Source organism: Amycolatopsis sp. NPDC004772, from assembly GCF_053601215.1.
Genome location: NZ_JBSGBK010000003.1, coordinates 104099 through 129820 on the forward strand (window position 1 = coordinate 104099; position 25722 = coordinate 129820).

Here is a 25722-nt window from a genome sequence, read left to right on the forward strand (position 1 = left end):
GTACTCGATGAGTGGCGAAGGCATGATCGGCGTCGCGGTGGTGGCGGTGGTCGGTGGCTCGGTCTGGTTGGCCGCGCGCGGCGTCCAGGCCGGGGCGCTGGTCGCGGCTCGGTCGGTGGACCTGCTCGGCGCCGGCCTCACCAAGGTCGGCGACCGGGCCGAGCGGAACCGGGCGGAGTGGGAGGCCGGGAACGCGGCGTTGCTGGTGTGGGAATCCGCCGCCCGCCGCGTGATCGACCTCAACGCGCGGATCGAGGTGCTGCGCCGGCACGCTCCTGCGGATCTGGCGGCCGGGCTGCCGCACCCGCTCACGCCGTGCGCGGAGTCGCCCGCGCAGCTGGACGCCTGGTGCGCCTCGACCCGCACGGAGCTCGACCGCTTCGAACAGGAACTCCGGCGGCGCACCGAGGGCGCCGTGCTGGCGGTACTGCGGCACACCGTCGATCTCGAGCGGCCGGTCACCGCGCGGGAGGCGTTCGACAAGTACCACGAGGCGATGGCGCACCAGGCCACCCAGCAGCGCACCACGCCGCCCAGCGCGCTCGCGGCCGTGACCCGCATCCTCGGCAGGCTTACGCCCGAAGCCTCCGCCGAGGACCGGGCCGAGGTGCTCGCGGCCGCCGCGCAGGTCGCCGTGCCCCGGCCCGACGTCGACCACGACACGTTGCTCGATGAGCTCCGGCTGCGGGTTCAGCGGGCCGACGCACGGGCCCGCGCACGCCGGGCCGAGGCGGTCTCGGCCGCCCGGCTGCTGCAGGCGATCCCCGCCTCGCCCGATCCGGAGCTGGCCGCGGTGCGCACCGAGCTGGAGTCGGCCGTGGCGGGCCGCCGGGCGCTCGACGCCGGCCTGCAGGCCAGGGCCGCGCAAGCCGCCGAGCAGGTCCGCCGCGAGCTCGAGCACAGCTATGTGCGGGCCTCCGTCGCGGACACCTTGGCCGAACTCGGGTACACCGTCGACGAAGGCTTCGCCACCGTGACCGGCAACCCCGACCGGCTGCGCCTGGTCCGCCCGGACTGGCACCGGCACGCCGTGCAGCTGGTGATCAACCAGGACGAGGTGCGCGCCGCGGTCATCCGGCTCGAAGACCGGCCCGGCGCCGACGCCCGCAGGGAAGACGCCGAGCGCGAAGAGCAGTGGTGCGACGACCTCGGCAAACTCCGCACGGCGCTCGACGGTTCCGGCATGCACGTCGTCGAACGACATCTGGTGCCACCTGGTGAACGGGTGGTTCCGGTGGCCAAGCGCATGGACCGGCGACACCCCGAGCACGAACAGATCCGACGGGAGCGTGGCCGGTGACCGACCAGCCCACGGGCCCCGAGCTGCCCGCCTTCGTCCGCGAGATCGACTCGACGCTCGCGGTCCACTCCCAGTACGTCCTGCACGACAACATCCGGGACGTCTTCCTGCGACGCCCGCCCGGGCGTCCGCCCCAGCTGGTGCCGTTGCGGCAGCTGCTGTGGCAGGTTTTCGAACGCAGCGGGTACGAGTTCCTCCTGGTCTACGACCAGGTCGACGGCCTGTCCGTGTATCCCTCGACCGACGACGACCGCGGCAGGCGGGCCACCGAAGCCGCCCGCCGGATGCTCGGGGAAGACGTCGCGAAGACCCAGCCGCCGTCCATGGACCGGTTGCCGCGCTACCTCTCCGCGGTCACCGATCCCCGCAAGGGCCGGGCGGCCTGCCTGATCGACTACGGCTCACGGCTCGCCGTCGACGTGTCGCGGCTGGAGGCCGCCGAGCGCGACTTCTTCCTGTTCTGCCTCAAGCTTTCGCGCACCGCCGCGCCGGGTCCGGGGCCGAGCCACCGGCCTAGCCCGCTGTACAACCCGATCCTGTGGCTGGTCGACCGCGAGCTGGATCTGCCGGTCTGGCTCACCGCCGACAACGAGCGGTTCCGGGTGATCGGACTCCCGCGCCCCGACCTCGGGGACCGCGAGGACACCGCCCGGCTGCTCGGACCATCCCTCGGCAGCGCCGGCGATCCGGACGCGGCCGAGCGGTACCACGCGTTCGCCGAACGCTCGGAGGGGTTGACGCTGCGGGACATGTCCGGGGTGACCCGGCTGGCACGCGACCGCGGGCTCCAGCTGTCCGACCTGCCCGACGCCGTGCGGGTGTACAAGCTCGGGGTGCTGGACAACCCGTGGCGGCGGAGCTTCCTCCACAAGCGGATCGCCGATGGCGAGAAAAGCGTCTCCGAGAAGGTCATCGGCCAGGAGCACCCGGTCCGCAAGACGCTGGACATCCTCAAGCGTGCCGCACTCGGCCTGTCCGGGGCACAGGCCCGGATCTCCTCGAACCGGCCACGCGGCGTGCTGTTCTTCGCGGGCCCGACCGGTGTCGGCAAGACCGAACTCGCCAAAGCCGTGGCCTCGCTGGTCTTCGGAGACGAAAGCGCCTACCTCCGGTTCGACATGAGCGAGTTCTCCGCCGAGCATTCCGGTGACCGGCTGATCGGTGCGCCACCCGGCTACGTCGGGTACGAGGTGGGCGGCGAGCTGACCAACGCCGTGCGCCGGCAGCCGTTCCGGGTGATCCTCTTCGACGAGATCGAAAAGGCACACGCACGCATCCTCGACAAGTTCCTGCAGATCCTCGAGGACGGCAGGCTCAGCGACGGCCGGGGCGCGACCACGTACTTTTCCGAGTGCGTGCTCATCTTCACCTCGAACCTCGGGGTGAGCACGGTCGATCCCGCGACCGGCAGGCGTGAACCGAACATCTCCCCGGACGACGCCTACGAGGTGGTGGAGACGAAGGTCCGAGCCGCCATCGCCGACCACTTCACCACCTCGCTGTCGCGCCCGGAGCTGCTCAACCGGTTCGGGGACAACATCGTGGTGTTCGGCTTCATTTCCCCCGCTGCTGCCGCCGAGATCTTCGGCCAGCAGCTGGACAACATCCTCCGGCGGGTGCTCGAAGAACAGGGGGTGACGGTCGACGTCACCGGCCCGGCCCGGGAGCGGCTCCGCGAATGGTGCACGGCGGACCTGGCCCACGGCGGCCGCGGCATCGGCACCGCGCTGGAATCGTTCCTGATCAACCCGCTGGCCCGGGAACTGTTCGACGGCAACCACACACCGGGCACCCGGGTCACGATCGCCGGTGTGTCCCGCCACGGCCCCGACGTGGAACTGGAGCTGGCATGACCGCGATCCGCCTGAACCGGATGCACTACCCGCTCACGGTGCTCGGCCACGGCGTCCGGGCCGGGATCTGGCTGCAGGGCTGCACGATCGGCTGCGTCGGCTGCGCGTCCCGCGACACGTGGGACCCCGAGGCGGGCGAGGAGGTCGACCCCGCGGCCGTCGTGCGCTGGCTCGGCTCGCTCGACGGTGCGATCGACGGGGTCACGGTGTCCGGTGGCGAGCCCTTCCAGCAGCCACTCGCCCTGGCCGCCCTGCTCGCCGGGCTGAACGAATGGCGCCGCGGGCGCGACCGCCCGATCGACCTGCTCGTCTTCTCCGGCTACACCCACGCCCGGCTGTCGGCCCGGTCCGACTGCTCCGATGCCTTGAGCCGCTGCGACGCGGTCGTGGCCGGGCCGTACGTCGAGAACCGCAACGGTGGCACCGCGCTGCGCGGCTCCGACAACCAGGAGATCGTCGTCCTCACCCCGCTCGGGGCCGAACGCTACGGCCGGTCCGCAGGGGCGCCGGCGCCGGCGATGCAGCTGTCCCTCGACGCGGACGTCGTCCGGCTGATCGGCATCCCCCGTCGCGGCGACCTCGACCGGTTGCGTGCCGGACTGGCCGCGCGGGGCATCACCTCGGAGGCCGTCACGTGGCTGGCGTGATCTGTCCGGTGTGCAACACCGGCAACACCGACGACGAAGCCCTGTGCAAGACCTGTGGAATGTTGCTTGCCGAAGCGGAGGAACCGCGGTCCGCCGAGACCGGCGAGCCGGCGCCCGCCCCGGACCGGGTACCTGCTTCGCCGGCGGCGGTCTGCCCGGCGTGCCAGGCCGAGATCCCCGATCCGGCGAACCTGGTGTGCGTCGAATGCCTGGAGCCGCTGGCGGCTCAGGCCGCGCCGGCCCGCACTCGGCGGGGCGGCGGGGCGCTTCGCCTGGTGTTCGCCGGGCAGGCGGTCGACGTCCCGCAGCCGGGCTCCGTGCTGCTGGGCCGCGATCCCGGACTGTCGCCGGTGGCGGGGCTGTTCGCTCGGCACGACAACGTTTCCCGCCGGCACGCGAGCGTCGGCGTCGAAACCGACGGCCGCGGCTGGGTGCGGGACGAGCACTCGACGAACGGCACGTTCGTGAACAACACCCCGGTGCCCGCCGGGCAGACCACCGCCTTGGCCGACGGCGACCGGCTCCGCATCGCGTCCGACGTCGTCGCCGTCGTCGAATTCGGGCCGGGCGGACCGTCGTGACTTCGGCGAACGCCGGAGCACAGGCCGTTCGGGTGACGGTGATGACGCACCGCGGAGCGGTGCGGGAAACCAACGAAGACGCTCTCGCGGTCGGCGGCTTCACCGCCTGCGGCGTCAGCCTTTCCGACCCTGTCACCCACGAACTCCCGCTGTCGGCGCCGGTGGTCGTTGCCGTCGCCGACGGAATGGGCGGTCACGCTGCGGGCGAAGTGGCGTCCGCGCATGCGGTACGCACGCTCGCGGCCGTCGCTCCCCGGGACGAAACCGGCGTCGAAGCAGCGCTCGAGCAGATCGACACCGACCTGCTCGCCATGGGCCGCGCCGATCCGGGGGTGGCCGGGTTGGGCACCACGGTCGCGGGTGTCCTGCTGCAAGCCGGCGGCGGCATGCACTTCGGGGTCGGCGATTCGCGCGTGTACCTCGAAAGCGGCGGCTACCTGGCCCAGGTGTCCACCGACGACCGAGGGCCGCTCGGCGGGCTTTCCCGGTGCCTCGGCGGGCGGACCGACGGAACCGCGCTGACGACGACCGTGGGGCGGCTGGCCGGCGCCGACCGGCTGCTCCTGTGTTCGGACGGGCTGAGCGACCTGGTGGACCACCGGACGATCGAGGAACTGCTCGGCGGCCGGTGCGGGCCGGCCAGAGTCGTCAAGTCGCTGTGGGCTGCCGCGATGAACGGCTCCGGACGGGACAACATCACCATCGCACTCGTCGACTTCCCCGGCACCTGAGCCGATTCCCGAGCCGCCGATCGTCGATTCTTTCGATTATTCGATTTCTTCGATCCCGCAGCCTACGCACAAAAAAGATCGTCACCGGCGAGAGGATTGACGCCTGCTTTCGGGCATGTTGGAATATGTCCACCAAGGGGCAGGAGAGGTATCCGCCATGACTTCGAGAGCAATGAAGCTCTTCCTTGCCGCCGTGCTGGGTGTCACCGCGAGCGTTTGCGGGGTTGCTCCGGCCGGTGCCGACGCTCGGCTCAATGCGTCGCAGATCGTTGCCGACCTGGGGGCCGGGTGGAATCTGGGGAATCAGCTGGAAGCCAACAGCAACGGGGTTCCCAGCGAAACCGCCTGGGGGCAGCCCGCCGTCACCCAAGCGCTCATCGACAAAGTCAAGGCCGCCGGGTTCAAGACCATCCGGATTCCGATCTCCTACCTCGGGTACATCGGCTCCGGGCCGAACTACACCGTCAACGCCGACTGGCTGAACCGGATCCAGCAGGTTGTCGACTACGCCTACCGCCGCGGCCTGTACGTGCTGATCAACATGCACGGCGACGGCTACAAGACCGTCAGCGGCTCCTGGCTGATCTGCGACGCCATCGACCAGGCCACCGTCAAGGCCAAGTACCAGAAGGTCTGGCAGCAGGTCGCGGCCCGGTTCGCCGGCTACGACCAGCACCTGATCATGGAAGCGATGAACGAGGAGTTCGACGGCCAGTACGGCACCCCGACGCAGCCGTGCTACTCGAACATCAACGCCTACGACCAGATCTTCGTCGACACCGTGCGCAAGACCGGCGGGAACAACAGTTCACGATGGTTGCTCGTCGCCGGCTGGAACACCAACATCGACTACACCACCGGGAACTACGGCTTCGCGATGCCGACCGACCAGTTCCGTTCCCCGTCGATTCCGGCCGGCGAAAAGCGGATCATGATTTCCGTGCACTACTACAGCCCGTGGGACTTCGCCGGTGAGGAAAACGGCAACATCACGCAGTGGGGGCGGGGTGCGACCAATCCGTCGAAAAAGTCGACCTGGGGACAGGAAGACTACCTCGACGCTCAGCTGAAACTCGTGTACAACGCATTCGTCGCGAAGGGCTACCCGGCGGTCGTCGGGGAATTCGGGTCCGTCGACAAGTCCGCGTTCGATTCCGCGAACAACCGGTACCGGGCCGACTTCGCGCGGGCCGTCGTGTCGACGGCCAAGAAGTACGGCGCCGCCACCGTCTACTGGGACAACGGCAGCAACGGCCAGTACGGCCTCGGCCTGTTCGACCGGCGGTCCTACGCGGTGACGCACCAGGGGATCGTCGACGCCATCATGGGCGGCCTCGCCGGTCGATGACCCCACCAGCCACAGTGGACCGAGCCGCCGCTCAGGGCGTGCGGCGGCGCAGCGTCGCCGCACCCAGCAGCAGGGCCAGGACGACGCACCCCGCGATGATCCCGATGTTGCGGACCAAAGTGCCGTCGATCTCGGCCGAGCGGGTCACCTGCGTCAGCGCGTCCACCGCGTACGACAGCGGCAGGACGTCCGACACCGCGCCGAGCACCCAGCCCATGTCCCCACGCGGGACGAACAGGCCGCACAGCAGGAACTGCGGCAGCACGAACACCGGCAGGAACTGGATCGCCTGGAACTCCGTGCGGGCGAACGCGCTGACGAACAGCCCGAGCGCGGTGCCGAGCAGCGCGTCCAGCACCACCACGAGCAGCAGCACCCAGACCGAGCCCGCGATGTCCAGCCCGAGCCAGGTCAGGGAGATCCCGGCCGCCACGACCACCTGCAGCACCGCCAGCAAGCCGAACGCCAGGGCATAACCGAGGATCAGGTCCAGCCTGCCGATCGGCAGCGTCATCAGGCGCTCCAACGTGCCCGTCGTGCGCTCGCGCAACGTCGTCACCGAGGTCAGCAGGAACATGATCGTGAACGGGAAGATCCCGAGCAACGCCGGCGCGACCGCGCTGAACCGCTGCTCCGAGTTGAGCACGTACCGCAGCAGGACCATCAGCACACTCGGCACGGCGATGAGCAGCACCACCGTGCGCGGGTCGTGGCGCAGCTGGGTGAGGATCCGGCGGGTGGTGGCCGGCGCGTTCACCGCGCCGCCTCCGTCCGGCCGCGGATCAGGCGCAGGAACGCCTGCTCGAGATCGGGCGCGCCGGTCCGCGCCCGCAGGTCCTCCGGCGTGCCGCGGGCCAGGACCCGGCCGCGGTGCAGCAGCAGGAGGTCGTCGCAGCGGGCGGCCTCGTCCATGACGTGGCTGGAGATCAGCAGCGTGACGCCGGTGGCGGCCAGGCCGTGGAACAGCTGCCAGAGCTCGTCGCGCAGCTCGGGGTCGGAGCCGACCGTCGGCTCGTCCAGCACCAGCAGCTCGGGCGTGCCCAGCAGCGCCACCGCCAGGTTGGCCCGGCCGCGCTGGCCGCCGGAAAGCCGCCCGACCAGGGTGCGGGCCGACCCGGTGAGGCCGGTCTGCGTGATGACGCGGTCCACATCGGAAAGCCGGACGCCGAGCACCGCCGCGAAGTAACGCAGGGCTTCGGTCACCGTCAGGTCCGCGTAGATCGCCGGGTCCTGGGTCGCGTAGCCGATCCGGCGACGCAGTTCGGGGTGGCCGGCGGGCCGGCCCAGCACGTCCACGCGCCCGGACTCGACGAGCTGGACGCCGACGATCGAACGCAGCAACGTGCTCTTGCCGCAGCCGTTCGGCCCCAGCAGGCCGGTCACCGTCCCGCGCCGCACGGTGCACCCGATGTCGCGCAGCACCTCTTCGCCGCCGCGGCGGACGCGCAACCCGTCCACGACGATCGCCGGCTCGGCCACGGCGTCCTCCTTCCGCCCCGGACCACTCATGGTGAGCGCCGGTGCGGGTGGAGACAAGAGGCGGAAAAGTGCGGGCAGATGCGCCGAGGGGGGAGGAGGCGCATCTGCCCGCAGGTGTGACGTTAGCGGAGTCTCCGTCAGTTCGCCGATCGGATGACCGGAACGGGCGTCAGCCGCACGTCTTCCCGTTCACCGCGAAGGACGATGGGGACGCGTTGCTGCCGGTGAAACTGCCGTTGAAGCCGATCGACACCGACTTGCCCGCGCCCACGGACGCGTTCCAGGGCATCGCCGTGGCGGTGACCGCCGCACCGGACTGCGCCCACGTCGCCGACCAGCCCTGGGTCACCTTCTGGTTACCCGGGAAGGTGAACTTCAAGACCCAGTTCGACCACGCCGTCGTCCCGGTGTTGGTGACCGTGACGTAGGCCGTGAAGCCGCCGGACCAGCTGTTCGCCGTGTAGGTCACCGAGCAGCCGCCGCCCGAGGCGTCCGGCAGGGTCGTGAACTGCGTCGACGCCGAATCCGGGCCGGTCAGGCCCGCGCCGTTGCGGGCCACCACGACCAGCGTGTAGGCGGTCGACGGCGACAGCCCGGTCAGGGTCGCACTGGTCCCGGTGACGGTCGCGAGCACCTTGCGGGTCGCGCCGGTCACGCTCACGACGTCGTAGTTCTTGATCCCGCTTTCGGCGTCCGAAGACGCCGCCCAGGTCACCGTGGCTCCGGTGGCGGCCACCGCGGACACGGCGGGCTTGCCGGCCGCGGCCGGAGCGGTCGTGTCCACCGCGGACGGCGACTTCTCCGCCGTCCAGTTCGCCAGCCAGGCCAGCGCCGAGTTCCAGTTGATCGCGACCTCGTTCACCGAGTACGCCTGGATGTCGTCGACGAAGCAGCGCTGCGGCGGGCAGCCGGCGAGGAGCCGGGCCGCGGTCGGGTCCTGCAGGCCGCTGTTGGGCCCGCCGGACAGCGCCCCGGGCGGCGCGATCGGCAGCGACGGGTCCAGCTCGTGCGCCCAGAACCGGTGGTGGACGTTCTGCACGGCCTGGTCACCGTGCCCGGAGACGTAGGAGTAGTTCGCCGGGTTGCGGCCGAGCAGGTAGTCCATGGCCTGGAACGCGCCGTCGCGGTACTTGTCCAGCTTGGTGAAGTCGTAGGCCAGGGCCAGCACCACGCCGTTGTTGGCGACCAGGCCGTTCGAGCCCCACTCGTACGTGCCGTCGGCCGTGCGGTACGGCGCGGGGTAGCCCATGCCCGCCATCTGGGCGAGGTGGCTGTCGGCCGTCGTGGTGATCGCCGTCTTGATGGCCGCGACGTCCGCCGCGGGCAGGTCGGTGGGCACCAGCGCGAGGGTGATGTCACCGAGGGCGCCCGTCGAGCCCCAGTCGAAGCCGTGGGTGTTGAAGCTGACGCCGCGGTAGAGCGCGGAGCCGGTGACGTCGGTGCGGTACGCGCTCTTCGCCGTCGTCGCGAACAGCTCCGCGGCCGCCCAGTAGAACTCGTCGGTCACGGTGTTGTCGCTGTAGGTCCCGCCGCCGGTGCCGTCGTTGGGGTCGGCGAGCAGGTTCGGGTTGGCCTTGGCCGCGGCGTACGCCTTCTCGGCCGCGGCGAGCAGCTTCGCCGAGTACGCCGGGTCGATGGTCCGCCACAGCCGGGACGCCTGCGCCGCGACCGCGGCCATGTTCAGCGTCGCCGCCGTGCTCGGCGGGGAAAGCCGCCGCGGCTGGCTGTCCAGCTCGGGCCGGGTCGGCAGGGCGGTCCACGCCGCGTCGTGGATCTTGTGGTGCACCAGGCCCGCGTTCGGCTTGCCGTCGGGGACCTGCATGGAAAGCAGGAAGTCGACCTCCCAGCGGGCCTCGTCGAGGATGTCCGGGACGCCGTTCGCCCGCTCCGGGATGGCCAGCTTCCCGTCACCCAGCGCGCTCGCGTCGCCCAGCTTCAGCGCGCGCTCGTACTCGTCGAGCAGCTCCCAGGTCGCGATGCCGCCGTTGACGACGTATTTGCCATGGTCACCCGCGTCGTACCAGCCGCCGCGGACGTCGAGGGTGTATCCGCAGTTGAGGTCCGACCGGCAGGGCACGTTGTTGTCGCCCTGGTTCGGTGCCACGTTGATGTGGCCCGCCGGGCGCGCGTAGGTGGCCCCGACGTACTGGGCGTCGATCGCGATGCCGCTGCGCTGGTTGTAGAAGAACGCCAGCGAGTCGTAGCGGAGTTTCTTGAGGCCGTCCGCGGAGATGTCGAACGGGAAACTCGCCTCGGAGCCGACGGCCAGGGTGTAGCCGGTGCCCGCGGTGTCGTAGGCGGAGAAGTCGATGTCGTGGACGTTCTCGCCGGAGGCGGCGTCCGCGCCGCGGGGGCGGGTCTGGCCGGTGGCCACCGCGGTGCCGGCGGCGTTGCGCAACGTCCACGTCACCGGCGACGTCGAGCTGTTGATCACGGTGGCGTGCTTGGGCAGGCCGGGGGTGTAACTTTCCTGGTTCACCCGGATGCCGCTCGTCGGCGGCAGGCCGCCGGGCGGGAGCACGCCGCCGATCAGCGAGATGTTGTCCAGGCAGACGGTGTTGTTCGCGGCCTGGCCGCCGAACCAGAAGGCCAGCTGGCCGTTGCCGGCGGCCGGGAAGTCCAAAGTGGACGTGAAGGTGACGGTGAAGTGCTGGGTCGCCGGCGTGACGGTCAGGTCGGTGCGGGAGATCTGCCGGTAGGGCGAGACGGCCTCGCCGGCGACGGCGGAGATCTGCTGGGTGGTCGTCGCGTGCGCGTCGAACTCCAGCGTGTACTGCTGCCCGGCCTCGAAGGGGACGCCGTTCTGGCCGGCCAGCGCGTCGTAGCCGTTGGCCGTGCCGCCGGTGACGTCGGTGCAGAACTCACCGCCGGTGACGCGGCCGGTGGTCCCGGACCCGGCCCACCAGGGGTCGAGGGTGCCACTGGCGAAGGTGCCGTTGAGCAGCCGCTCGTACTCCGCGGCGGACGCGGGCACCGAACCCGCGGTCAGCCCGAGCGCCGTCACCGCCAGTAACACCAGACCAGCCCGGAATCTTCTTACCCGCATTCGCCATCTCCTCGTCGTCGAGCTCGGCAAAAGTGGGAGCGCTCCCAGACAGGGGACTGTAATCATCGGCGTGCGCCTTTGGCAATGATCGGCGCAGGAGGGTGGACGCGGTACCGGCGTTCGTCTATACATACCTGGGTCACCGGGTCAGCCAACGCGAAATTTTCCGAAAGTTTCAGCGCGACCGGAAATGTTAACGCTAACTCCCGGTCCGCCCGTCCGGAAAGGGGCGACGATGCCCGCTCGAACCCGTTCACGGGTCCTGCACTTGTTCACCGCGGCGGCCGCCGCGTTGTCGTTGTCCGCCGCGGTCCCGGCGGCCGCCGTCGCCGCGCCCGGGAGCCCGGCAGTGACCCCGCCGCTGGGCTGGAACAGCTGGAACAGCTTCGGGTGCAGCGTCAGCGAGCCGACCATCCACCAGGCGGCCGACGCGCTGGTCTCCTCCGGCATGCGCGACGCGGGCTACCAGTACGTCGTCGTCGACGACTGCTGGTTCGACCCGCAGCGCGACAGCCAGGGCAACCTGCGCGCCAACGCCTCGAAGTTCCCGAGCGGCATGAAAGCCCTCGGCGACTACATCCACGCCCGCGGCCTGAAGTTCGGCATCTACCAGGTGCCCACCGACCGCACGTGCGCCCAGCGCACCGGCACCTACCCCGGCTCGACCGGCAGCCAGGGCCACGAGGCCCAGGACGCCCGCACGTTCGCCTCCTGGGGCGTCGACTACCTGAAGTACGACTGGTGCTCCCCCGCCGGCACGCGCGACGAGCAGGTCAGCCGCTTCGGCCTGATGCGCGACGCGTTGCGCGGCACCGGGCGGCCCATCGTCTACAGCATCAACCCCAACAGCTACCACGCCATCACCGGTGACAAGTACGACTGGGGCCAGGTCGCCGACCTGTGGCGCACCACCGAAGACCTGCTCGACATCTGGCAGAACGGCAACACCAACAGCTACCCGATGGGGGTCGGCAACGTCCTCGACGTCACCGCGCCGCTGGCCGCGCAGGCCGGGCCCGGGCGCTGGAACGACCCGGACATGCTCGTCGTCGGCCGGCCCGGCCTGTCGCTGACCGAGTCCCGCGCCCACTTCGCGCTCTGGGCCCTGCTGGCCGCGCCGCTGATGGCGGGCAACGACATCCGCACGATGTCCGCGGACATCAGCGCGGTCCTGCGCAACCCGCGGCTGCTGGCGATCGACCAGGACCGGCTCGGCGCCGGTGGCCGCCGGGTGCGCGACGACGGCAACGTCGAGGTGTTCGCCAAGCCGCTGTCCGACGGGTCGGTCGCGGTCGGATTGCTCAACCGCGGTAGCGGCACGACGACCATCAGCACCACCGCGGCGCAGATCGGGCTGTCCGGGACGTCGTTCACCCTGACCGACGTGTGGACGGGCGGCACGTCGGCGTCCAGCGGGCCGATCAGCGCGAGCGTGCCGGCCCACGGCATCGCCGCCTACCGCGTTTCCGGCGGCACCCCGCTCGCGGCCACGACGTCACGGCTGCGCGGCACGGGATCCAATCGCTGCCTCGACGTCGACAACGCCTCCACCGCATCCGGCGCGGGCACGCTGCTCTGGGACTGCCAGACCGCGGCCAACCAGCTGTGGACGACCTGGGAGAACGGCGAAATCCGCGTCTTCGGCGACAAGTGCCTCGACGGCGGCTCGAGCGGCGCCCAGGTGACCAGCCGCTCGTGCACCGGGCAGAACAACCAGAAGTGGACGCTCGGCTCGGACGGCACGCTCCGCAACGTCCAATCAGGACTGTGCCTGGACGCCGAAGGCGCGGCGACCGCGAACGGGACCCGGGCGATCCTGTGGTCCTGCAACGGCCAGGCGAACCAGAAGTGGAGCCGCGTCTGAGCCTCTTCGCCGGCTTCCCGCGAACGTACGAAACCTCGGGCGGCGGTCCGGGCTCGCCGGCTCTCACCTGACCGGGCGACACGGTGGCGGTAACGCTCAGGCGGTAACGGAGCGATAACGAGACACGGACCGTCCGACCGCAGGAGAACTTTCGCGTGGAAACACCGTGCCGAGGCCCCATCGACGTCACCCGGGTCACCGGGTTCGACAGCGGCACCGCCGACCCTGACGACCTCCGCCGCGCCGTGGCGGCGTCGCCCGGCTACAGCCGGGCCGCCAGCGAACAGCAGGCGGCGGTCTTGGACATCGTGCTGCGGGTGGGCACCACGCCCAGGCGCCGCCGCGGGGTCGTCGGCCGGCTTCTCGGCCGGCGGTAGAAACGGCGAAAGCCGCGATCGGGATTCCGATCGCGGCTTCGCTGCGCCGGGTGGGACCGGCCGGTGGCCGGTCCCACCCGTGCCGGCGTCGGCACCAGGTCGCTGCGTGCCCGGGACGGGGAACCGGAGTGTGCAGCTCGCTCCCTGTTCCGGGCACGCCGCACGACATCAGGCGCGGCGCCGGGTTCCGCGCCCCGGCCGGCTTCCGCACACACAACGGGCAGCCGTGGCGCGGGGACTCAGTGGCCCTGGCTGGTGCCGCCGTCGGCGATGCCGCCCGAGGCGCAGTTCTCCGGGTTCTCGCCGCTGGCCTCGTGCTCGCCCGGCGACAGGATCGGCACGCCGATGCCGTTGAGCGAGTTCTGGATCGGCACCTGGACGCCGAGCACGTTGACGTTGTTGTCGCACACGCCGACCACGGCGTTGACGTTGTGCAGCACGTCGGTGTTGTTCAGGTTGAGCAGGCCGAGCTGCCCGGTGTGGCCGCCGTGGTGGTCATGGTCGAACGGCGTGTCGGCAGCCGCGACGCCACCGGCCATGAATGCGCCGGCCGCCATGGCAGCCGCGACGATTCCAACCTTCTTCAGCATTTGTTCTCCTCGATCGTTCGGTGCATCGGACAGGACGGGGGGCGAGGTGTGTGTTCTCCGTCCCGCGTGGGGGAAACGTACTGTTCCGAACGGGCACAATTCCACTTCGCGCCACCATCGGGTGCGCGCCGCAAGCCGTTGACCTGGCTACGATTGGCCCGATCGGGTCAGCGAGGTTTATCGAGCGGAAAACCGTTTTCCGCAAAACCGGCTTCCTTCGCACACTCGTTCAGGCCGCAACCACTCGAAGAATCGCGGCGGAAACGCGGCGGAAGCCCTAGGCTCAAGCATACGGAACTCGTTCCCCCGACCCCGGGAACGGAATTCCGGCTGGTGAACCGGCGAGGCCTGAACCCCTCAGCCGAGCCCGCAGCCGGGCGACGCCCCGTCTCGCCGGTTCCCAGCGGTCATTCCGACGCGTCCAGCAGGTGACGGCACAACACGGCGCGGACCGCGCTCTCGGCGTCCGCATCGGACAGCCCCGGTCCGGCCTCGCTGCCGGCGGCCACGACGACCGTGGCGACGTCGCGGAGTTTGACGTTGCTCAGCTGCGACACGGTGACCAGCACGCCGAACGCCTCCGCGGCGGTGCACCCGCGCAGGAGCATCACCATGCCCTTGGCCTGCTCGATCACCGGCTGGGACGACAGGGCCTCGCGCAGTTGCGCGTTCTCGGCCACCGGGTCGACGTCACCGGGCACGGTCGTGCTCCTCCGCCTTGCTCTGCCCCGCGAAACGCGAAAAGCCGCCGCACGGACACTGCATCCGCGCGACGGCTCCCCACCGGGGTCGGTCAGTGGCCCTGGGCCGTCCCGCCGTCCGCGATGCTGCCGCTGGCGCAGTTCGACGGCGACGCGCCGTCGGCCTCGCTCGCCCCCGGCGACAGGACCGGGACGTTGATGCCCTGGGCGACGTCCTGCACCGGGACCTGCACCCCGAGCACGTTGACGTTGTCGTCGCAGACGCCGCCGACCGCGTTCACGTTGTGCAGCGCGTCGAGGCTCTGCACGTTGGCCAGGCCGAACTGCTCGCTGTGGTCGATCGGGTGGCCCTCGACGGTGACGCTGGTCGCCGAGGCCGAGCCACCGAACGCGGCCAGGCCGGCCGCCAGTGCGGTCGCGACGAATCCGAGCTGCTTGATCACGAAAAGAACTCCTCAACTGCCCGCCCGCACCCGGGGCGGTACTTCACGGCGCCGGCCGAAGCCGCGCCATTGCCGGAAATCATTTCTTTCCGCCGGAGCGGAAAGCTCAGTCGCCCTGGCTGGTGCCGCCGTCGGCGAGCCCGCTGGAGGCGCAGTTGTACGGCGACTCGCCCTCGGCCTCGCTGGCGCCCGGCGACAGGACCGGCACGCCGATGCCGTTGAGCGAGTCGTGGATCGGCACCTGGACGCCGAGCACGTTGACGTCGTTGCCGCACACGCCGAGCGTGCCCTGGACGTTGTGCAGCGCGTCGGTGTTGTTCAGGTTCACCAGGCCGACCTGACCGGTGTGGTCGTAGCCGTGGTGGCCGTGGTGGTGGCCGTGCTCTTCGTCCGGCGTCCCGGCGGCCGCAATCCCACCGGTGACGAATGCGCCGGCCGCCATGGCGGCCGCGACGAAGCCGATTTTCTTCAGCATGGATTTCTCCTCGACAAGACAATTGCTGGAGCAGCATTCAAGGCATTGTTCCGCCTCGGTGGGAAAAACGTACTGACGGGCCGCCGCGCATTCCAGCTGGTTCACCGATCGTGTGGGGTGCGCGAACCCCTGACCGGGGTTCCTGTAGCCCGAACGGGTGGGCCACCGCGGGGTGTCCGCGGTCCGGCGCGGAGGACGTCGCGGATGATCGACGAACCGTTACTACGCAGCGTGTTCTACCCCTCGAGACACGGCGATGCGTCACGCTATGGGGTTGCTCGCGGCCCGCAGATCCGTCTCGGAGCGTGACGAATTGCGGAACCCCATCCTTCGAAAGTGAAGCCACTTCCGCGTTCCTACGCTTTGCCGGATCACCCGGTTCGCGGTGCGGGACGTGAGGAGTGGTTCGTGGTGGATTACGCGGTGCTCGTGGCGTCCGCGGTGCTCTACGCGGTGGGGATCGTCGCGCAGAGCGTCGCCGCGCGGCGGGCGGGCAACCGGCCGGGCGCGGGACTGGGGCTGCTGGCCCGGCTCGCCGCCGATCGCCTGTACCTGCTGGGTTTCGCCGGTCAGGTGGGCGGGTTCGCGCTCGCGTTCTTCGCGCGGGCTTCCCTGCCGCTGTACCTGGTCCAGACCGCGTCGTCGTCGGCGATCGGGCTGGCGACGGCGTTCGGCGTCGTGGTCCTCGGCTGGCGGATCCGCACCGGGGAGGCGATGACGCTGGTGCTGCTGGCGTCCGGGCTGGTCGTGCTGGCCGGGTCGTCGTCGGCCTCGGTCGCGACGGACCTCCCGGCCGCCGGGGTCGCCGCGCTGGCGGCCGTGGTGCTCGGGGTCGGGCTGGCCATGATCCCGGCGGGCCGGGCGGGGACGTTCCTGCCGGCCGCGGTCCTGTCCGGCGTCGCGTTCGCCGTCGTGGCGGTCGCCAGCCGGACCCTCGCCCACCTCGATCTGCTGGCTCTGCCGGGAAATCCGCTGACCTGGCTGATGCTGGCGGCCGCCGTGCTCGGCCAGGCTTCGATGGCCACCGCCCTGCAGCGCGGCCCGGCCGCCGCGGTGGTGGCCACCGCGGACGCGACCACGATCGTGCTGGCGTCGGTCACCGGCATCGCCGCTCTCGGCGACCACGTCGTCGCCGGGCAGGGGCCGTGGGTCGCCACCGGGCTCGCCGTGGTCGTGTGCGGTGTCCTGCTGCTCGGCGTGCAGTCCCGCGCGGCCGCTCCTGCCCTCGTCGGGGAAGCCGCGTGACGCCGCGGCCGCTCGCGAGCGTCTCGGTCGACCTCGACAACCTGTGGGCCTACCTCAAGACCCACGGTGATCCGGGCTGGCGGGACCGGCCCAGTTTCCTGCCGTCCGCGGTGCCGCGGCTGCTGGAGATCCTCGGCGAGCAGGGCCTGACGACGACGGTCTTCGTGGTGGGGGCCGACGTCGTCCGCGAAGACGGCGCCAAGGCGGTCGCCGGGATCGCCGCGGCCGGGCACGAGGTGGCGAACCACTCCTTCGGCCACGAACCCTGGTTGCACCGCTACTCCCGCGACCGTCTGGAAGACGAGCTCGGCCGCACCGAAGAGGCGATCGCCGCCGCGGGCGCGCCCCGGCCGAGCGGGTTCCGCGGCCCCGGCTACAGCGTCACGCGCGACCTGGTCGAGCTGCTCGCCGAGCGCGGGTACGCCTACGACGCCAGCACGCTGCCGACGTGGATCGGCCCGCTGGCCCGCGCGTACCACAACCGCACGGCGAAGAGCTCGGACGAAGGGCTCGACGAGCTGTTCGGCGGCGTCTCGCGGGTGCTGGCGCCGGTGCACGCCTACCGCTGGCAGACGTGCGCGGGCAGCGCGCTGGTCGAGCTGCCGGTGACGACGATGCCGCTGCTGCGCACGCCGATCCACGGCTCGTACCTCCTGCAGCTGCACGCGGTCTCGCCGCGGCTGGCCCGGGCGTACTTCCGGACGGCGTTGCGGCTCTGTCTCGTCCGCGGGGTCTCGCCGTCACTGCTGCTGCACCCCACCGACGTCCTCGGGGCGGCCGACGCGCCCGGGATGGAGTTCTTCCCCGGGATGGCCGCACCCGGCGCGCGGAAGGTGGCCTGGCTCGGCTGGGTGCTTTCCGCGCTGCGCGAGCACTTCGACGTCGTCGCTACCGGGGAGTACGTGCGCCGGACGGCCGTGCGGCGGACCCGGCCGGTGACCAGGTTGGACCTCGGCAGATGACACCGGTCACGGTCGTCCGGCCGGCCCGGCGCGAAACCGTCGAGGCAACCCTGCTTCGGGTCCTCGCATGCGCGACCGTCGCCCTGGCGCCGGTCGAGGGCTACCTGACGGCCGTGCAGAGCCAGCTCGGGAAGGCCGCGCCCGCGCTGCTCGTCGTCGTCTGGCTCGTCGTGCGGATCCGCCGTCGGCAGCCACCCCGCCCGACGCCGCTGCACGCGGTCCTGGCGCTGCTCGCGGTCGTGCTGGCGGCGACGGCGTCCGTGCACGCGGCCGGCGCGTTCACCGCCGAGTACACCGTGCGCTGGCTGCCGTTCCTGGTGGTCACCGCGGTGCTCGCGGACGTCGCGAGCCGCGAGGTCCCGATCCGGTGGCTGCTGCTGGCCGCGGCCGCCGGCGCCACCGTCGCCGGTGCGGGCGCCCTCTACAGCCTGGTCGCCGAGGGTGAAGCGCGCGCGAGCGGGCCGCAGCCGGACCCGAACGACCTGGCCTACTTCCTCGTCGCCGCCGTCCCGCTGCTCGCGGCCCTGCACCGCCGTGGCCGGGGGTTCGTCCTGACCGCCGCGGGCATCGTCCTGGTGGCCGGCGCGACGGCGACGTTCTCCCGCGGCGGCGCGCTCGGCCTGACCGCCGCGGTCGGCTGGCTGCTGCTGCGCCGCGTGCTGCCGTGGCGGGTGCTCGCCGCCGCGGCCGTCGCGGTCGCCGGGCTGGGGCTGGGCGCGCTGCTGTTCGCCGGGCCGCAGCTGGACCGGGCGCTGCAGGAGAAGAGCTTCATCGCGGCGACCAATGTGGACACCCGGGAGCTGCGCTGGCAGGCGGCGGCCCGGATGCTGACCGGCCGGCCGGGGCTCGGCGTCGGCCCCGGCGGGTTCCGCGAGCACTACGCCGCCGAGTCGCACAACGCCGAGGTCGACGAGCAGACCCCGGTGGCGCACAACATGTACCTCGAGGTCGCCGCGGAACTCGGCCTGCCCGGGTTCGCGCTGTTCGCCGGTGTGGTCGGCGTCGCCGCGGTGGCGAGCGAGCGGACGGTCCGGCAGGCCGGCCCCGGGCCGCGGCGGACGGAAGCGGTCGCGATCCAGGCGTCCCTGCTCGCCGTGCTGGTCACCTCGACGTTCCTGTCCGAGCAGTACTACCTGCCGTTGTGGTCGCTGGCCGCGCTCGCCGTCGCGGCCGAAGCCCGGGTTCGAGAAGGAGAGGGGAGCGCCGATGCGGGTGCTGCACGTGATCAGTGAGATGGGGGCGGGCGGAGCGGAGACGCTCGTGGCCGGCATGGTGACCCGCGGCGAGGAGTACGGCTGGGTGTCCGCCGTCGCCAGCGGCGGGGGCTTCCGCGCCGACGCGCTCGCCGCGGCCGGCGTGCCGACGTTCCCGGTGCCGCTCGCCCGCCGCAGCAAGACGGGTGTGCTGAAGGCGGCCTGGGCGACCCGCCGGGCGATTTCGCGGTTCCGGCCCGACGTCGTGCTGGCCCACAACGTCGGCGCGAGCTTGGTGACCCGCCTGGCCGGACGCCGGCCGATCACCGTCTTCCACGGCGTGGCCGAGCCGGACTACGCCGCGGCGGCCCGGATCCTGCGCCGCACGTCCGGCGCGGTCGTCGCGGTCTCGCAGGCCACCGCGGACCGGCTGACGGCGTCGGGACTGCAGCGTCCGGTGGTCATCCCCAACGCCGTGTTCCCGAGGACGCCGGTGTTCGGGCGCGCGGAGATCCGCGCGTCGCTGGGCGTCCCTTCGCGGACGCCGGTCGCGCTCTGCCTGGCCCGGCTCGAACCGCAGAAGCGGCACGACGTGCTGCTGGACGCCTGGGCCGCGGTCGACGGCGACGCCGTGCTGTGGCTGGCCGGCGACGGCAGCCTGCGTCCGGAGCTGGAGCGCCGGGCCGCGGCGCTGGGCCGCCGGGTCGAGTTCCTCGGGACGCGCGCGGACGTGCCGGACCTCTTGGCCGCGGCCGACGTGACGGTGCTGACCAGCGACTGGGAGGGCCTGCCGCTGGCGGTCCTGGAGTCGATGGCGGCCGGGCGGCCGGTGGTCGCGACGGACGTCGGCGGGATCGGCGGGGTGCTCGCCGGGGGTGGCGGGCTCGTGGTGCCGCCCGCGGATCCGGCCGCGACGGCGGCCGCGCTCGATCGCTTGCTGTTCGACCCGGCCACGCGAGAAACCGTTGGTGCTGAGGGAATCCGGGCCATCGAACGCGATTACGACCCGCACACGCTCATGAAGTCCTACGACGAATTGCTCCGAGGTGCCCGATGAAGTCCGTGGTTTCCAGCGTCGTCGTGGCGCTGCTGGTGGGTGCGCTCGTGCTGGTCGTCGGCCTGACCCGCGGCGCCGAGTACCAGGGCCGGGTGAGCCTGCTCGCCGCCCCCGCCGCGGCGGACGGTGCGCCGTACGGCGAGGTCGTGTCGCTGGCGCTGCCGGCGGTGGTGGAACTGGCCCGCAGCCCGTCCGTGCTCGCGGCGGCGGCCCCGGTTTCGGGGTACAGCGCGGACGAGCTGGCCGGGCACGTGGCGGTCGAGCTGGTCCCGGCCTCGGGCCTGGCGCGGCTGTCGGTGCGGGCGCCCTCGGCCGAGCAAGCCGGAGCCGCGGCGATGGCACTGGGCAAGGCGATGATCGACGCGGATCTGCTGGCGCCGGCCGGGAAGCTGCGGACGCTGGACGCGCGGCCCGACGTGGTCACGGTGGCCCCGGACGTGCGGCTGGTGGGCGGCTTGGCCCTGGTGGGCGCGGTCGCCGCGGGCCTGGCGACGACGGCCGTGCGCCGGTTGACACCGGGCGGCGCGGGCCCCGGCCCGGTGCGCCGGGCGTTGGCGGCGGCGGGCGTGCGTCGCCCGGTGGCGGTGCTGCGGGAGGAGGACCCGTCGGCGGCGGACCGGCTGGCGGTGCTGTGCCGCGCGGCCGGACGGCCGGTGCGAGTGGTGCCGGTGACCCCGTCGTTGACCGAGGTCGCGGCCAAGCTGGCGGCGGGGCTGCCGGAGGAGAGCGGCGAGGGCGCCTCGGTGGTCGCGGTGACGACGGGTGGGCGCGACCAGGCCGAGCTGACCGCGGCGGTCGGGGTGCTGCCGGTGGACGCGGTGCTGGTGGCGGTGGTGCTGGCATGACCTCGAAGCCGAGCGTTGCCCTTGAACAGCGCGGCATGTCCCCCAAGCAGCGTCTCGTCCTGCTCCTCGCGACGCTCGCCGGGGTGGTGAGCGCCTGGCACGCCGTCTCCCCCGCGTGGCAGGTCCCGCTGCCCACCCCCGCCGTCGCGGGCGAAGAGCGGTTGCAGGACTTCCGGGACGCCCTCTACTTCCCCATCCGCGAGTTCCTCGCCGGTGGCAACCCCTACGACCCGGCCGCGATGTTCGCGCACTGGCCGGTGCGCCAGGACTTCAACCTTTACCAGCCCTACCACCTCATCCTGCACGCCCCGTTCGCCCTGCCCGGCTACCGGGTCGGCGCGGTCGCGTTCACCCTCTTCTCGCTGCTGCTGCTCGTCGCGCTCGCCGCGCTGACCGCGCACGCCGTCCGGCGGTACGTTCCGGTGCCGTTCGGCGTCACCACCGCCGTCGTCTCCGCGCTGCTCGTGACCAGCCAGGTCGGCAAGGCGCAGCTCTACGTCGGCCAGATCAACCCGCTGATCGCCCTCGGCGCCGCCGGGGCCCTGCTCGCCCGGCGCGACCGGCCCGGGTGGGCGGCCGTCGCCCTCGCGCTCGCCTGGCTCAAGCCGCAGTACGGTTTCCCGCTGGCCGTCCTGCTGTTCGCCCGCGGCTCGCGACGGGTCGCGCTGCTGGGCACCGCCATCGCCGCGGCCGCCAGCCTGCCGGTCGTCGTGCTCCTCGTGGTGCGCGGGGGCGGCATCGGGCCGTTCGTCGACGTCGTCCTCGCGAACCTCGCCCACGCCCGCGGCACCGACTACGGCGCCGTCGATTCCGTGACCGCGCAACGCATCGACGTCGCCGCGGTGGTCTTCCGCGTCACCGGCTGGACGCCCTCCGAGCTGCTGGTGCTGGCCGGGGTGCTCGTCGCGAGCGCGCTGCTCGTCCGGCGCGCGAACGAGCCGGTCGCCGATCTGCTGACCCTCCTCGCCGTGGTCGTCTGCGTGGTGCACCAGCCCGGTGACGTGCTGATCGCCGTGCCCGCGATGGCCGTGGTGGCCGCGCTGTGGTGGCGCCACCGGGGCGAACCCGGGTGGGGTGCGGGCGGACTGGCCGTCCTCGCGCTCGCCGTCCCCTTCGCCCATCTGTACACAGTGGACAGATTGCTGGGGCCGCGGACGTCGGTGACCGTGGACGGGGCCGCGGTGGTCGTGGCGTGGGTGCTCGCCGTGGTCGCCGCGAGGAGGGCCGCGTGACGGCCGCGCTCGGGACCCGCGCGGTCCGCGGCTCGCTGTGGCTGGGCGTGGTCAACCTCGTCAGCAAGAGCAGCCAGATGCTGGTCACGCTGGTGCTGGCCGCCCTGCTCACCGAGGGCCAGCTCGGCGCCGTGGCGCTCGCGGTGGCGCTGGTGAACCTCGGCCAGGTCGTCCAGTCGATCGGCGTCTACGACGTCATCGGGCGCACCGAACGCGACCCGCGCCGGACGGCGGGCACGGTGCTCACGCTGAGCGTCGGCGCCGGGCTCGTCCTGGCCGTGGCGCTGGTGGCTCTGGCCGGTCCGCTCACGGCGTTGCTCGGCACGCCGGACGCCGCCGGGCTGGTCCGGCTGGCCGCGCTCGGCCTGCCGTTCTCGGCGGCGGGCGGGGTGCAGATGGGCTTGATGCACCGCGAGCTCGACTTCCGGCGGCGGCTGTTGCCCGACGGCGGCAGCGCGGTGCTGGGCGCGGTGCTGACGGTCGTGCTCGCCGTGTCCGGCGCCGGGCCGCTGTCGCTGGTGCTCGGCCTGCTCGCCACGGCGGTGTCGCAGCCGTTGTTCGGCGCGCTCGCCCGCGGTGGCGTCCGGCCGTGCTGGGACACCGCGGCCGCGCACGAAGTCCTGGGCTGGGTGGCCGTGGTCGGGCCGGCGGCGGTCGTGGGCGCGCTGCTGGTGAACGTCGACTACTTCGCGGTAGGACACGCGCTCGGGCCGGACGCGGTCGGCGTCTACTCGCTGGCGTACCGGCTGGCGTGGGTGCCGTACATCATGGTGGCGGTCGTGCTCGGCGCGGTCGCGTTCCCGGTGTTCACGCGGCTGCGGCGCGAAGGGGCGCCGCTCGCCGGGGCGGTCGCGCGGTTCACCCGGGCCGTCCTCGTGGTGACCGGCGGGCTGTACCTGGCGCTCGCGGTCCTCGCCGGCCACGTCATGCTGCTGGGCGAGCGCTGGGCGGGGGCGGCCGGGCCGCTGGTGCTGCTGTCGGGCTACGGCGTGGGGATCTGCCTGCTGCAGATCTGGTACCAGGCGGTGAAAGCGACCGGGCACGTGCGGCGGTATCTGGCGCTCGAGACGACGCACCTGGTGTTGCTCGCGGTGGGGCTGGTGGTGCTGACGCACGCCGGGATCGGGGCGGTGTCGGTCGTGCAGCTCGCGGCCGCGTGGCTGGTGGTGCCGGTCGCGTGGCGGGTGCTGGCCGGGGTGGGCGTGGCGCCGCCGGTGGCGGAGCTGGGCGGGATGGCGGTTCGCGTGGCGCTGGCCTGCGTGGCGGGCGCGGTGCCGGCGGTGGTGGCCGGACGGTGGTTCGGAGGCTCGCTGCCGGGGGTGGTGGCGGAGGCGGTGGTGCTCGTCGCCGGGTACGCCGGGGCGACGGTGATGTTGCAGCGCAGTGCGCTCGCCGAACTGCGGCGAGGAGGGCTCCGGTGAAGCTCGTGCACGTCACCCAGCCGGTCACCGCCGGGGTCGCCGCGGTCGTGCTGGAACTCGCCGTCGCCCAACGCGATCGCGGGTGGTCGGTCACCATCGCCTGCCCGCCGTCCGGCTGGCTCCCCGACCGCGCGCGCGAGCACGGGGTCGCCCTGCGCAGCTGGTCCGCCGGCCGCTCGCCCGGGCCCGGCTCGTTCACCGAAGCGTTGCGGCTGCGCCGGCTGCTCGCCGGCCTCGACCCCGACGTCGTCCACCTGCACAGCTCCAAGGCCGGGCTGGCCGGGCGGCTGGCCGTGCGCGGCTCACGGCCCACGGTGTTCCAGCCCCACATGTGGTCCTTCGAGTCGGCGAGCGGGCCGCTGCTGCGCGCGTCCGCCGCGTGGGAGCGGTTCGCTTCGCGGTGGACCGACCTTCTCGTGTGCGTGAGCGACGACGAGCTCGTTTCCGGGCGGGCCGCCGGGGTGACCGCCGAGGCGGAGGTCGTCTGCAACGGCGTCGACACCACCCGGTTCGTCCCCGGTGACCGGGCCGCCGCGCGCCGGCGGCTCGGGCTGCCGGAACACGCGCCCATCGCCGTCTGCCTCGGCCGGCTCGCCGAGCTCAAGGGCCAGGACCAGCTGCTGTCGGCGTGGCCCGCGGTGCTCCGGTGGCTGCCGGACGCGCAGCTCGTCCTCGCCGGCGACGGCCCGATGGGCCCGCTCTGGCGGGAGCGGCACCCGGTCGCGGGGCACGCGTCCGTGCACTGGCCGGGCCACACCGACGACCCCGCGACCTGGTACACCGCCGCGGACGTCGTCGTCCTGCCCTCGCGTGCCGAAGGCATGGCGCTGGTGCCGCTGGAAGCCATGGCGTGCGCGCGGCCGATCGTCGGGTTCGACGTCGGCGGGATGCGCCAGAGCGTCGCCAACGCGGGCGCGATGGTGCCGCCCGGTGACGTCGGCCTGCTCGCCGAGGCCGTCGCCGCGCGGCTGGCCGAACCCGCGCTGGCCCGGCGCGAAGGCGAACTCGGCCGCCGGCGCGTGGAACTGTCCTTCGACCGGGGGCGGATGACCGACCAGATCGCCGCCCTCGTCGACAAACTCACCCCGTCGGAGCGCCTCTCGTGACCCGCATCGCCTATCTGCTCACCCAGGACCGCGGCGGCCCGGTGGACGTCACCGTCCGGCTGGCCGCGACGCTGGCCGCCGACGGCCACGACGTCCGCGTCTTCGGTCCCGTGCCCGCGCGGGGAGCTTCGCTGCTCGACGGCCTCCACGAGGAACTCGCGGTGGCCGACAAGGAGGACCTCGCCGCGGCGGGCCGGGCGCGGGCGGCGCTGCGGGCGTGGCGGCCCGACGTCGTGCACGCGCAGGACCGGCGCGCGGGGCTGGTGATCGCCGGCCTGCGGTTCGGGCGCGGCCCGGCTCTGGTCCAGACCTACCACGGCGTGCCCGACGACGTCGCGGAGCCGTGGTTCCGGGGTGTGCGGGGAGCCGCGGGGCCGTCGGCGTACACGCGGACGGTGCTGGCCGCGGACGCCGTCGTCGCGCGGATCCTGGACCGGACGATCGTGCCGGCTGCCGCGATGGGGGCGTTCCTGCGCCGTCGCCTGCGGGTGCCCGAGCGGCGGATCGTGCACGTCGACAACTGCGTCGCCGAGGCCTCGCCGTCCCCGCCGCGGGGTCCGGTGCGGCACCTCGTCTTCGCCGGGCTTCTGGTGGAGCGCAAGGGGTTGCTCGACCTGCTGGCGGCGTTGTCCCTCCCGGGCGTGCTGCCTTCCGACGCGCGGCTGACGGTGGTCGGCGACGGCCCGGAGCGGGCGGCGGCGGAGCGGGCCGCGCGGCAGGAGCCGCTGGCGGGGCGCGTGACGTTCCTCGGCTTCCGGCCGGACGTCCCGGCGCTGCTGGCGGCCGCCGACGCGCTGGTCCTGCCGTCCACAATGGAGCAACAGCCGCTGGTGGTGGCCGAAGCGATGGCGGCGGGCAAGCCGGTCCTGGCGACGGCCACCGGCGGCGTCCCCGCGATGCTCGACGTCCCGGGCGGCCCCGCGTTCCTCGCCCCGCCGGGCGACGTCCCGGCCCTGGCCGAGCGCCTACGCGCCCTGTTCGCCGAGCCGGACCCGGGCCGGCTCGGCCGTCTCCTCGCCGAACGCGCCCACGCCCGCTACCGCCCGGAGTCCTGCGCCCGCCGTCACCTCGACCTCTACGAGAAGCTGACGACATCGTGTCGACCCTTCAATCACGCGTGATGCCCTCCGATCACGGGTGATGCCCCTCCAGACACCGGAACTCGCGTGATTCGGGCCGGAACTCGCGTGATCCGAGCCCGAGCTCGCGTGATCCGAGCCGGAACT

At 72.6% G+C, this 25722-nt stretch carries 24 protein-coding genes; 17 read left to right on the forward strand and 7 right to left on the reverse strand.

Annotated features, from left to right (window positions below; translation table 11 throughout):
• Nucleotides 1–7: 7 nt before the first annotated feature.
• The 6 genes from ACWEF6_RS03090 (at nt 8) to ACWEF6_RS03115 (ending at nt 6460) form a co-directional block, all read left to right on the forward strand.
• A complete protein-coding gene (locus ACWEF6_RS03090; protein WP_449681381.1) occupies nt 8–1300 on the forward strand; it encodes a hypothetical protein in 1293 nt (430 codons plus the stop codon).
• Nucleotides 1297–3153, forward strand: coding sequence for an AAA family ATPase (locus tag ACWEF6_RS03095; protein ID WP_449681382.1), 1857 nt, complete (start codon nt 1297–1299; stop codon nt 3151–3153). Before ACWEF6_RS03090 ends, ACWEF6_RS03095 begins: the two co-directional genes overlap by 4 nt.
• Nucleotides 3150–3800 carry a 4Fe-4S single cluster domain-containing protein gene (locus ACWEF6_RS03100; RefSeq protein ID WP_449681383.1) on the forward strand — a complete coding sequence of 217 codons (651 nt, stop codon included), beginning with the start codon at nt 3150–3152 and terminating at the stop codon, nt 3798–3800. The genes ACWEF6_RS03095 and ACWEF6_RS03100 overlap by 4 nt, the downstream gene beginning before the upstream one ends.
• Entirely contained in the window at nt 3797–4381 is a 585-nt protein-coding gene (locus ACWEF6_RS03105; RefSeq protein WP_449681384.1) for an FHA domain-containing protein, read from the forward strand. The genes ACWEF6_RS03100 and ACWEF6_RS03105 overlap by 4 nt, the downstream gene beginning before the upstream one ends.
• Before the next feature lie 41 nt (nt 4382–4422).
• The gene (locus tag ACWEF6_RS03110; RefSeq protein WP_449681385.1) at nt 4423–5112 is read left to right on the forward strand and encodes a PP2C family protein-serine/threonine phosphatase; all 690 of its coding nucleotides are present in this window, start codon (nt 4423–4425) and stop codon (nt 5110–5112) included.
• Between the two features lie 157 nt (nt 5113–5269).
• On the forward strand, nt 5270–6460 hold the full coding sequence (locus tag ACWEF6_RS03115; protein WP_449681386.1) for a glycoside hydrolase family 5 protein: 1191 nt from the start codon (nt 5270–5272) through the stop codon (nt 6458–6460).
• A 31-nt stretch (nt 6461–6491) separates the two neighbouring features.
• Here ACWEF6_RS03115 and ACWEF6_RS03120 read toward each other — a convergent pair whose 3' ends face one another.
• From ACWEF6_RS03120 to ACWEF6_RS03130, 3 genes are all read right to left on the reverse strand, one after another.
• Nucleotides 6492–7217 (reverse strand): ABC transporter permease, encoded by a 726-nt coding sequence (locus tag ACWEF6_RS03120; RefSeq protein ID WP_449681387.1) that lies wholly within the window; start codon nt 7215–7217, stop codon nt 6492–6494.
• Nucleotides 7214–7939 (reverse strand): ABC transporter ATP-binding protein, encoded by a 726-nt coding sequence (locus tag ACWEF6_RS03125; RefSeq protein WP_449681388.1) that lies wholly within the window; start codon nt 7937–7939, stop codon nt 7214–7216. The genes ACWEF6_RS03120 and ACWEF6_RS03125 overlap by 4 nt, the downstream gene beginning before the upstream one ends.
• Before the next feature lie 169 nt (nt 7940–8108).
• Nucleotides 8109–10985, reverse strand: coding sequence for a glycoside hydrolase family 9 protein (locus ACWEF6_RS03130; protein ID WP_449681389.1), 2877 nt, complete (start codon nt 10983–10985; stop codon nt 8109–8111).
• A 235-nt stretch (nt 10986–11220) separates the two neighbouring features.
• On the opposite strand from ACWEF6_RS03130, the gene ACWEF6_RS03135 reads away from it, so the two are divergent.
• Together ACWEF6_RS03135 and ACWEF6_RS03140 are read left to right on the forward strand one after the other, a co-directional pair.
• On the forward strand, nt 11221–12849 hold the full coding sequence (locus ACWEF6_RS03135; protein WP_449681390.1) for a glycoside hydrolase family 27 protein: 1629 nt from the start codon (nt 11221–11223) through the stop codon (nt 12847–12849).
• 155 nt (nt 12850–13004) lie between these two features.
• Nucleotides 13005–13226 (forward strand): hypothetical protein, encoded by a 222-nt coding sequence (locus tag ACWEF6_RS03140; protein ID WP_449681391.1) that lies wholly within the window; start codon nt 13005–13007, stop codon nt 13224–13226.
• Nucleotides 13227–13465: 239 nt separating this feature from the next.
• On the opposite strand, the gene ACWEF6_RS03145 is transcribed toward ACWEF6_RS03140, so the two are convergent.
• The 4 genes from ACWEF6_RS03145 to ACWEF6_RS03160 all read right to left on the reverse strand — a co-directional run bounded on the left by ACWEF6_RS03145 (nt 13466) and on the right by ACWEF6_RS03160 (nt 15435).
• Nucleotides 13466–13816: a hypothetical protein gene (locus ACWEF6_RS03145; protein ID WP_449681392.1), complete on the reverse strand. Its 351-nt coding sequence runs from the start codon at nt 13814–13816 to the stop codon at nt 13466–13468.
• A gap of 407 nt (nt 13817–14223) precedes the next feature.
• Nucleotides 14224–14517, reverse strand: a complete 294-nt coding sequence (locus tag ACWEF6_RS03150; protein ID WP_449681393.1) for an ANTAR domain-containing protein — start codon at nt 14515–14517, stop codon at nt 14224–14226.
• A gap of 92 nt (nt 14518–14609) precedes the next feature.
• Nucleotides 14610–14960: a hypothetical protein gene (locus tag ACWEF6_RS03155; RefSeq protein ID WP_449681394.1), complete on the reverse strand. Its 351-nt coding sequence runs from the start codon at nt 14958–14960 to the stop codon at nt 14610–14612.
• Nucleotides 14961–15066: 106 nt separating this feature from the next.
• A complete protein-coding gene (locus tag ACWEF6_RS03160; RefSeq protein ID WP_449681395.1) occupies nt 15067–15435 on the reverse strand; it encodes a hypothetical protein in 369 nt (122 codons plus the stop codon).
• 408 nt (nt 15436–15843) lie between these two features.
• Between ACWEF6_RS03160 and ACWEF6_RS03165 the strand changes: the two genes are divergently transcribed.
• From ACWEF6_RS03165 to ACWEF6_RS03205, 9 genes are read left to right on the forward strand one after another with little or no spacing between them, the layout of a single operon-like run.
• A complete protein-coding gene (locus tag ACWEF6_RS03165) occupies nt 15844–16680 on the forward strand; it encodes a hypothetical protein (RefSeq protein ID WP_449681396.1) in 837 nt (278 codons plus the stop codon).
• Nucleotides 16677–17642, forward strand: a complete 966-nt coding sequence (locus tag ACWEF6_RS03170) for a polysaccharide deacetylase family protein (protein ID WP_449681397.1) — start codon at nt 16677–16679, stop codon at nt 17640–17642. Before ACWEF6_RS03165 ends, ACWEF6_RS03170 begins: the two co-directional genes overlap by 4 nt.
• A complete protein-coding gene (locus ACWEF6_RS03175; RefSeq protein ID WP_449681398.1) occupies nt 17639–18874 on the forward strand; it encodes an O-antigen ligase family protein in 1236 nt (411 codons plus the stop codon). Before ACWEF6_RS03170 ends, ACWEF6_RS03175 begins: the two co-directional genes overlap by 4 nt.
• The gene (locus tag ACWEF6_RS03180) at nt 18849–19892 is read left to right on the forward strand and encodes a glycosyltransferase (RefSeq protein ID WP_449681399.1); all 1044 of its coding nucleotides are present in this window, start codon (nt 18849–18851) and stop codon (nt 19890–19892) included. The genes ACWEF6_RS03175 and ACWEF6_RS03180 overlap by 26 nt, the downstream gene beginning before the upstream one ends.
• Nucleotides 19889–20737 (forward strand): hypothetical protein, encoded by an 849-nt coding sequence (locus ACWEF6_RS03185; protein WP_449681400.1) that lies wholly within the window; start codon nt 19889–19891, stop codon nt 20735–20737. Before ACWEF6_RS03180 ends, ACWEF6_RS03185 begins: the two co-directional genes overlap by 4 nt.
• Entirely contained in the window at nt 20734–21969 is a 1236-nt protein-coding gene (locus tag ACWEF6_RS03190) for a glycosyltransferase 87 family protein (protein ID WP_449681401.1), read from the forward strand. Before ACWEF6_RS03185 ends, ACWEF6_RS03190 begins: the two co-directional genes overlap by 4 nt.
• Complete coding sequence (locus tag ACWEF6_RS03195; RefSeq protein WP_449681402.1) at nt 21966–23390, forward strand: oligosaccharide flippase family protein; 1425 nt, start codon at nt 21966–21968, stop codon at nt 23388–23390. The genes ACWEF6_RS03190 and ACWEF6_RS03195 overlap by 4 nt, the downstream gene beginning before the upstream one ends.
• Nucleotides 23387–24496 (forward strand): glycosyltransferase, encoded by a 1110-nt coding sequence (locus ACWEF6_RS03200; RefSeq protein ID WP_449681403.1) that lies wholly within the window; start codon nt 23387–23389, stop codon nt 24494–24496. Before ACWEF6_RS03195 ends, ACWEF6_RS03200 begins: the two co-directional genes overlap by 4 nt.
• Nucleotides 24493–25617 (forward strand): glycosyltransferase family 4 protein, encoded by a 1125-nt coding sequence (locus ACWEF6_RS03205; protein WP_449681404.1) that lies wholly within the window; start codon nt 24493–24495, stop codon nt 25615–25617. Before ACWEF6_RS03200 ends, ACWEF6_RS03205 begins: the two co-directional genes overlap by 4 nt.
• Nucleotides 25618–25722 lie beyond the last annotated feature (105 nt).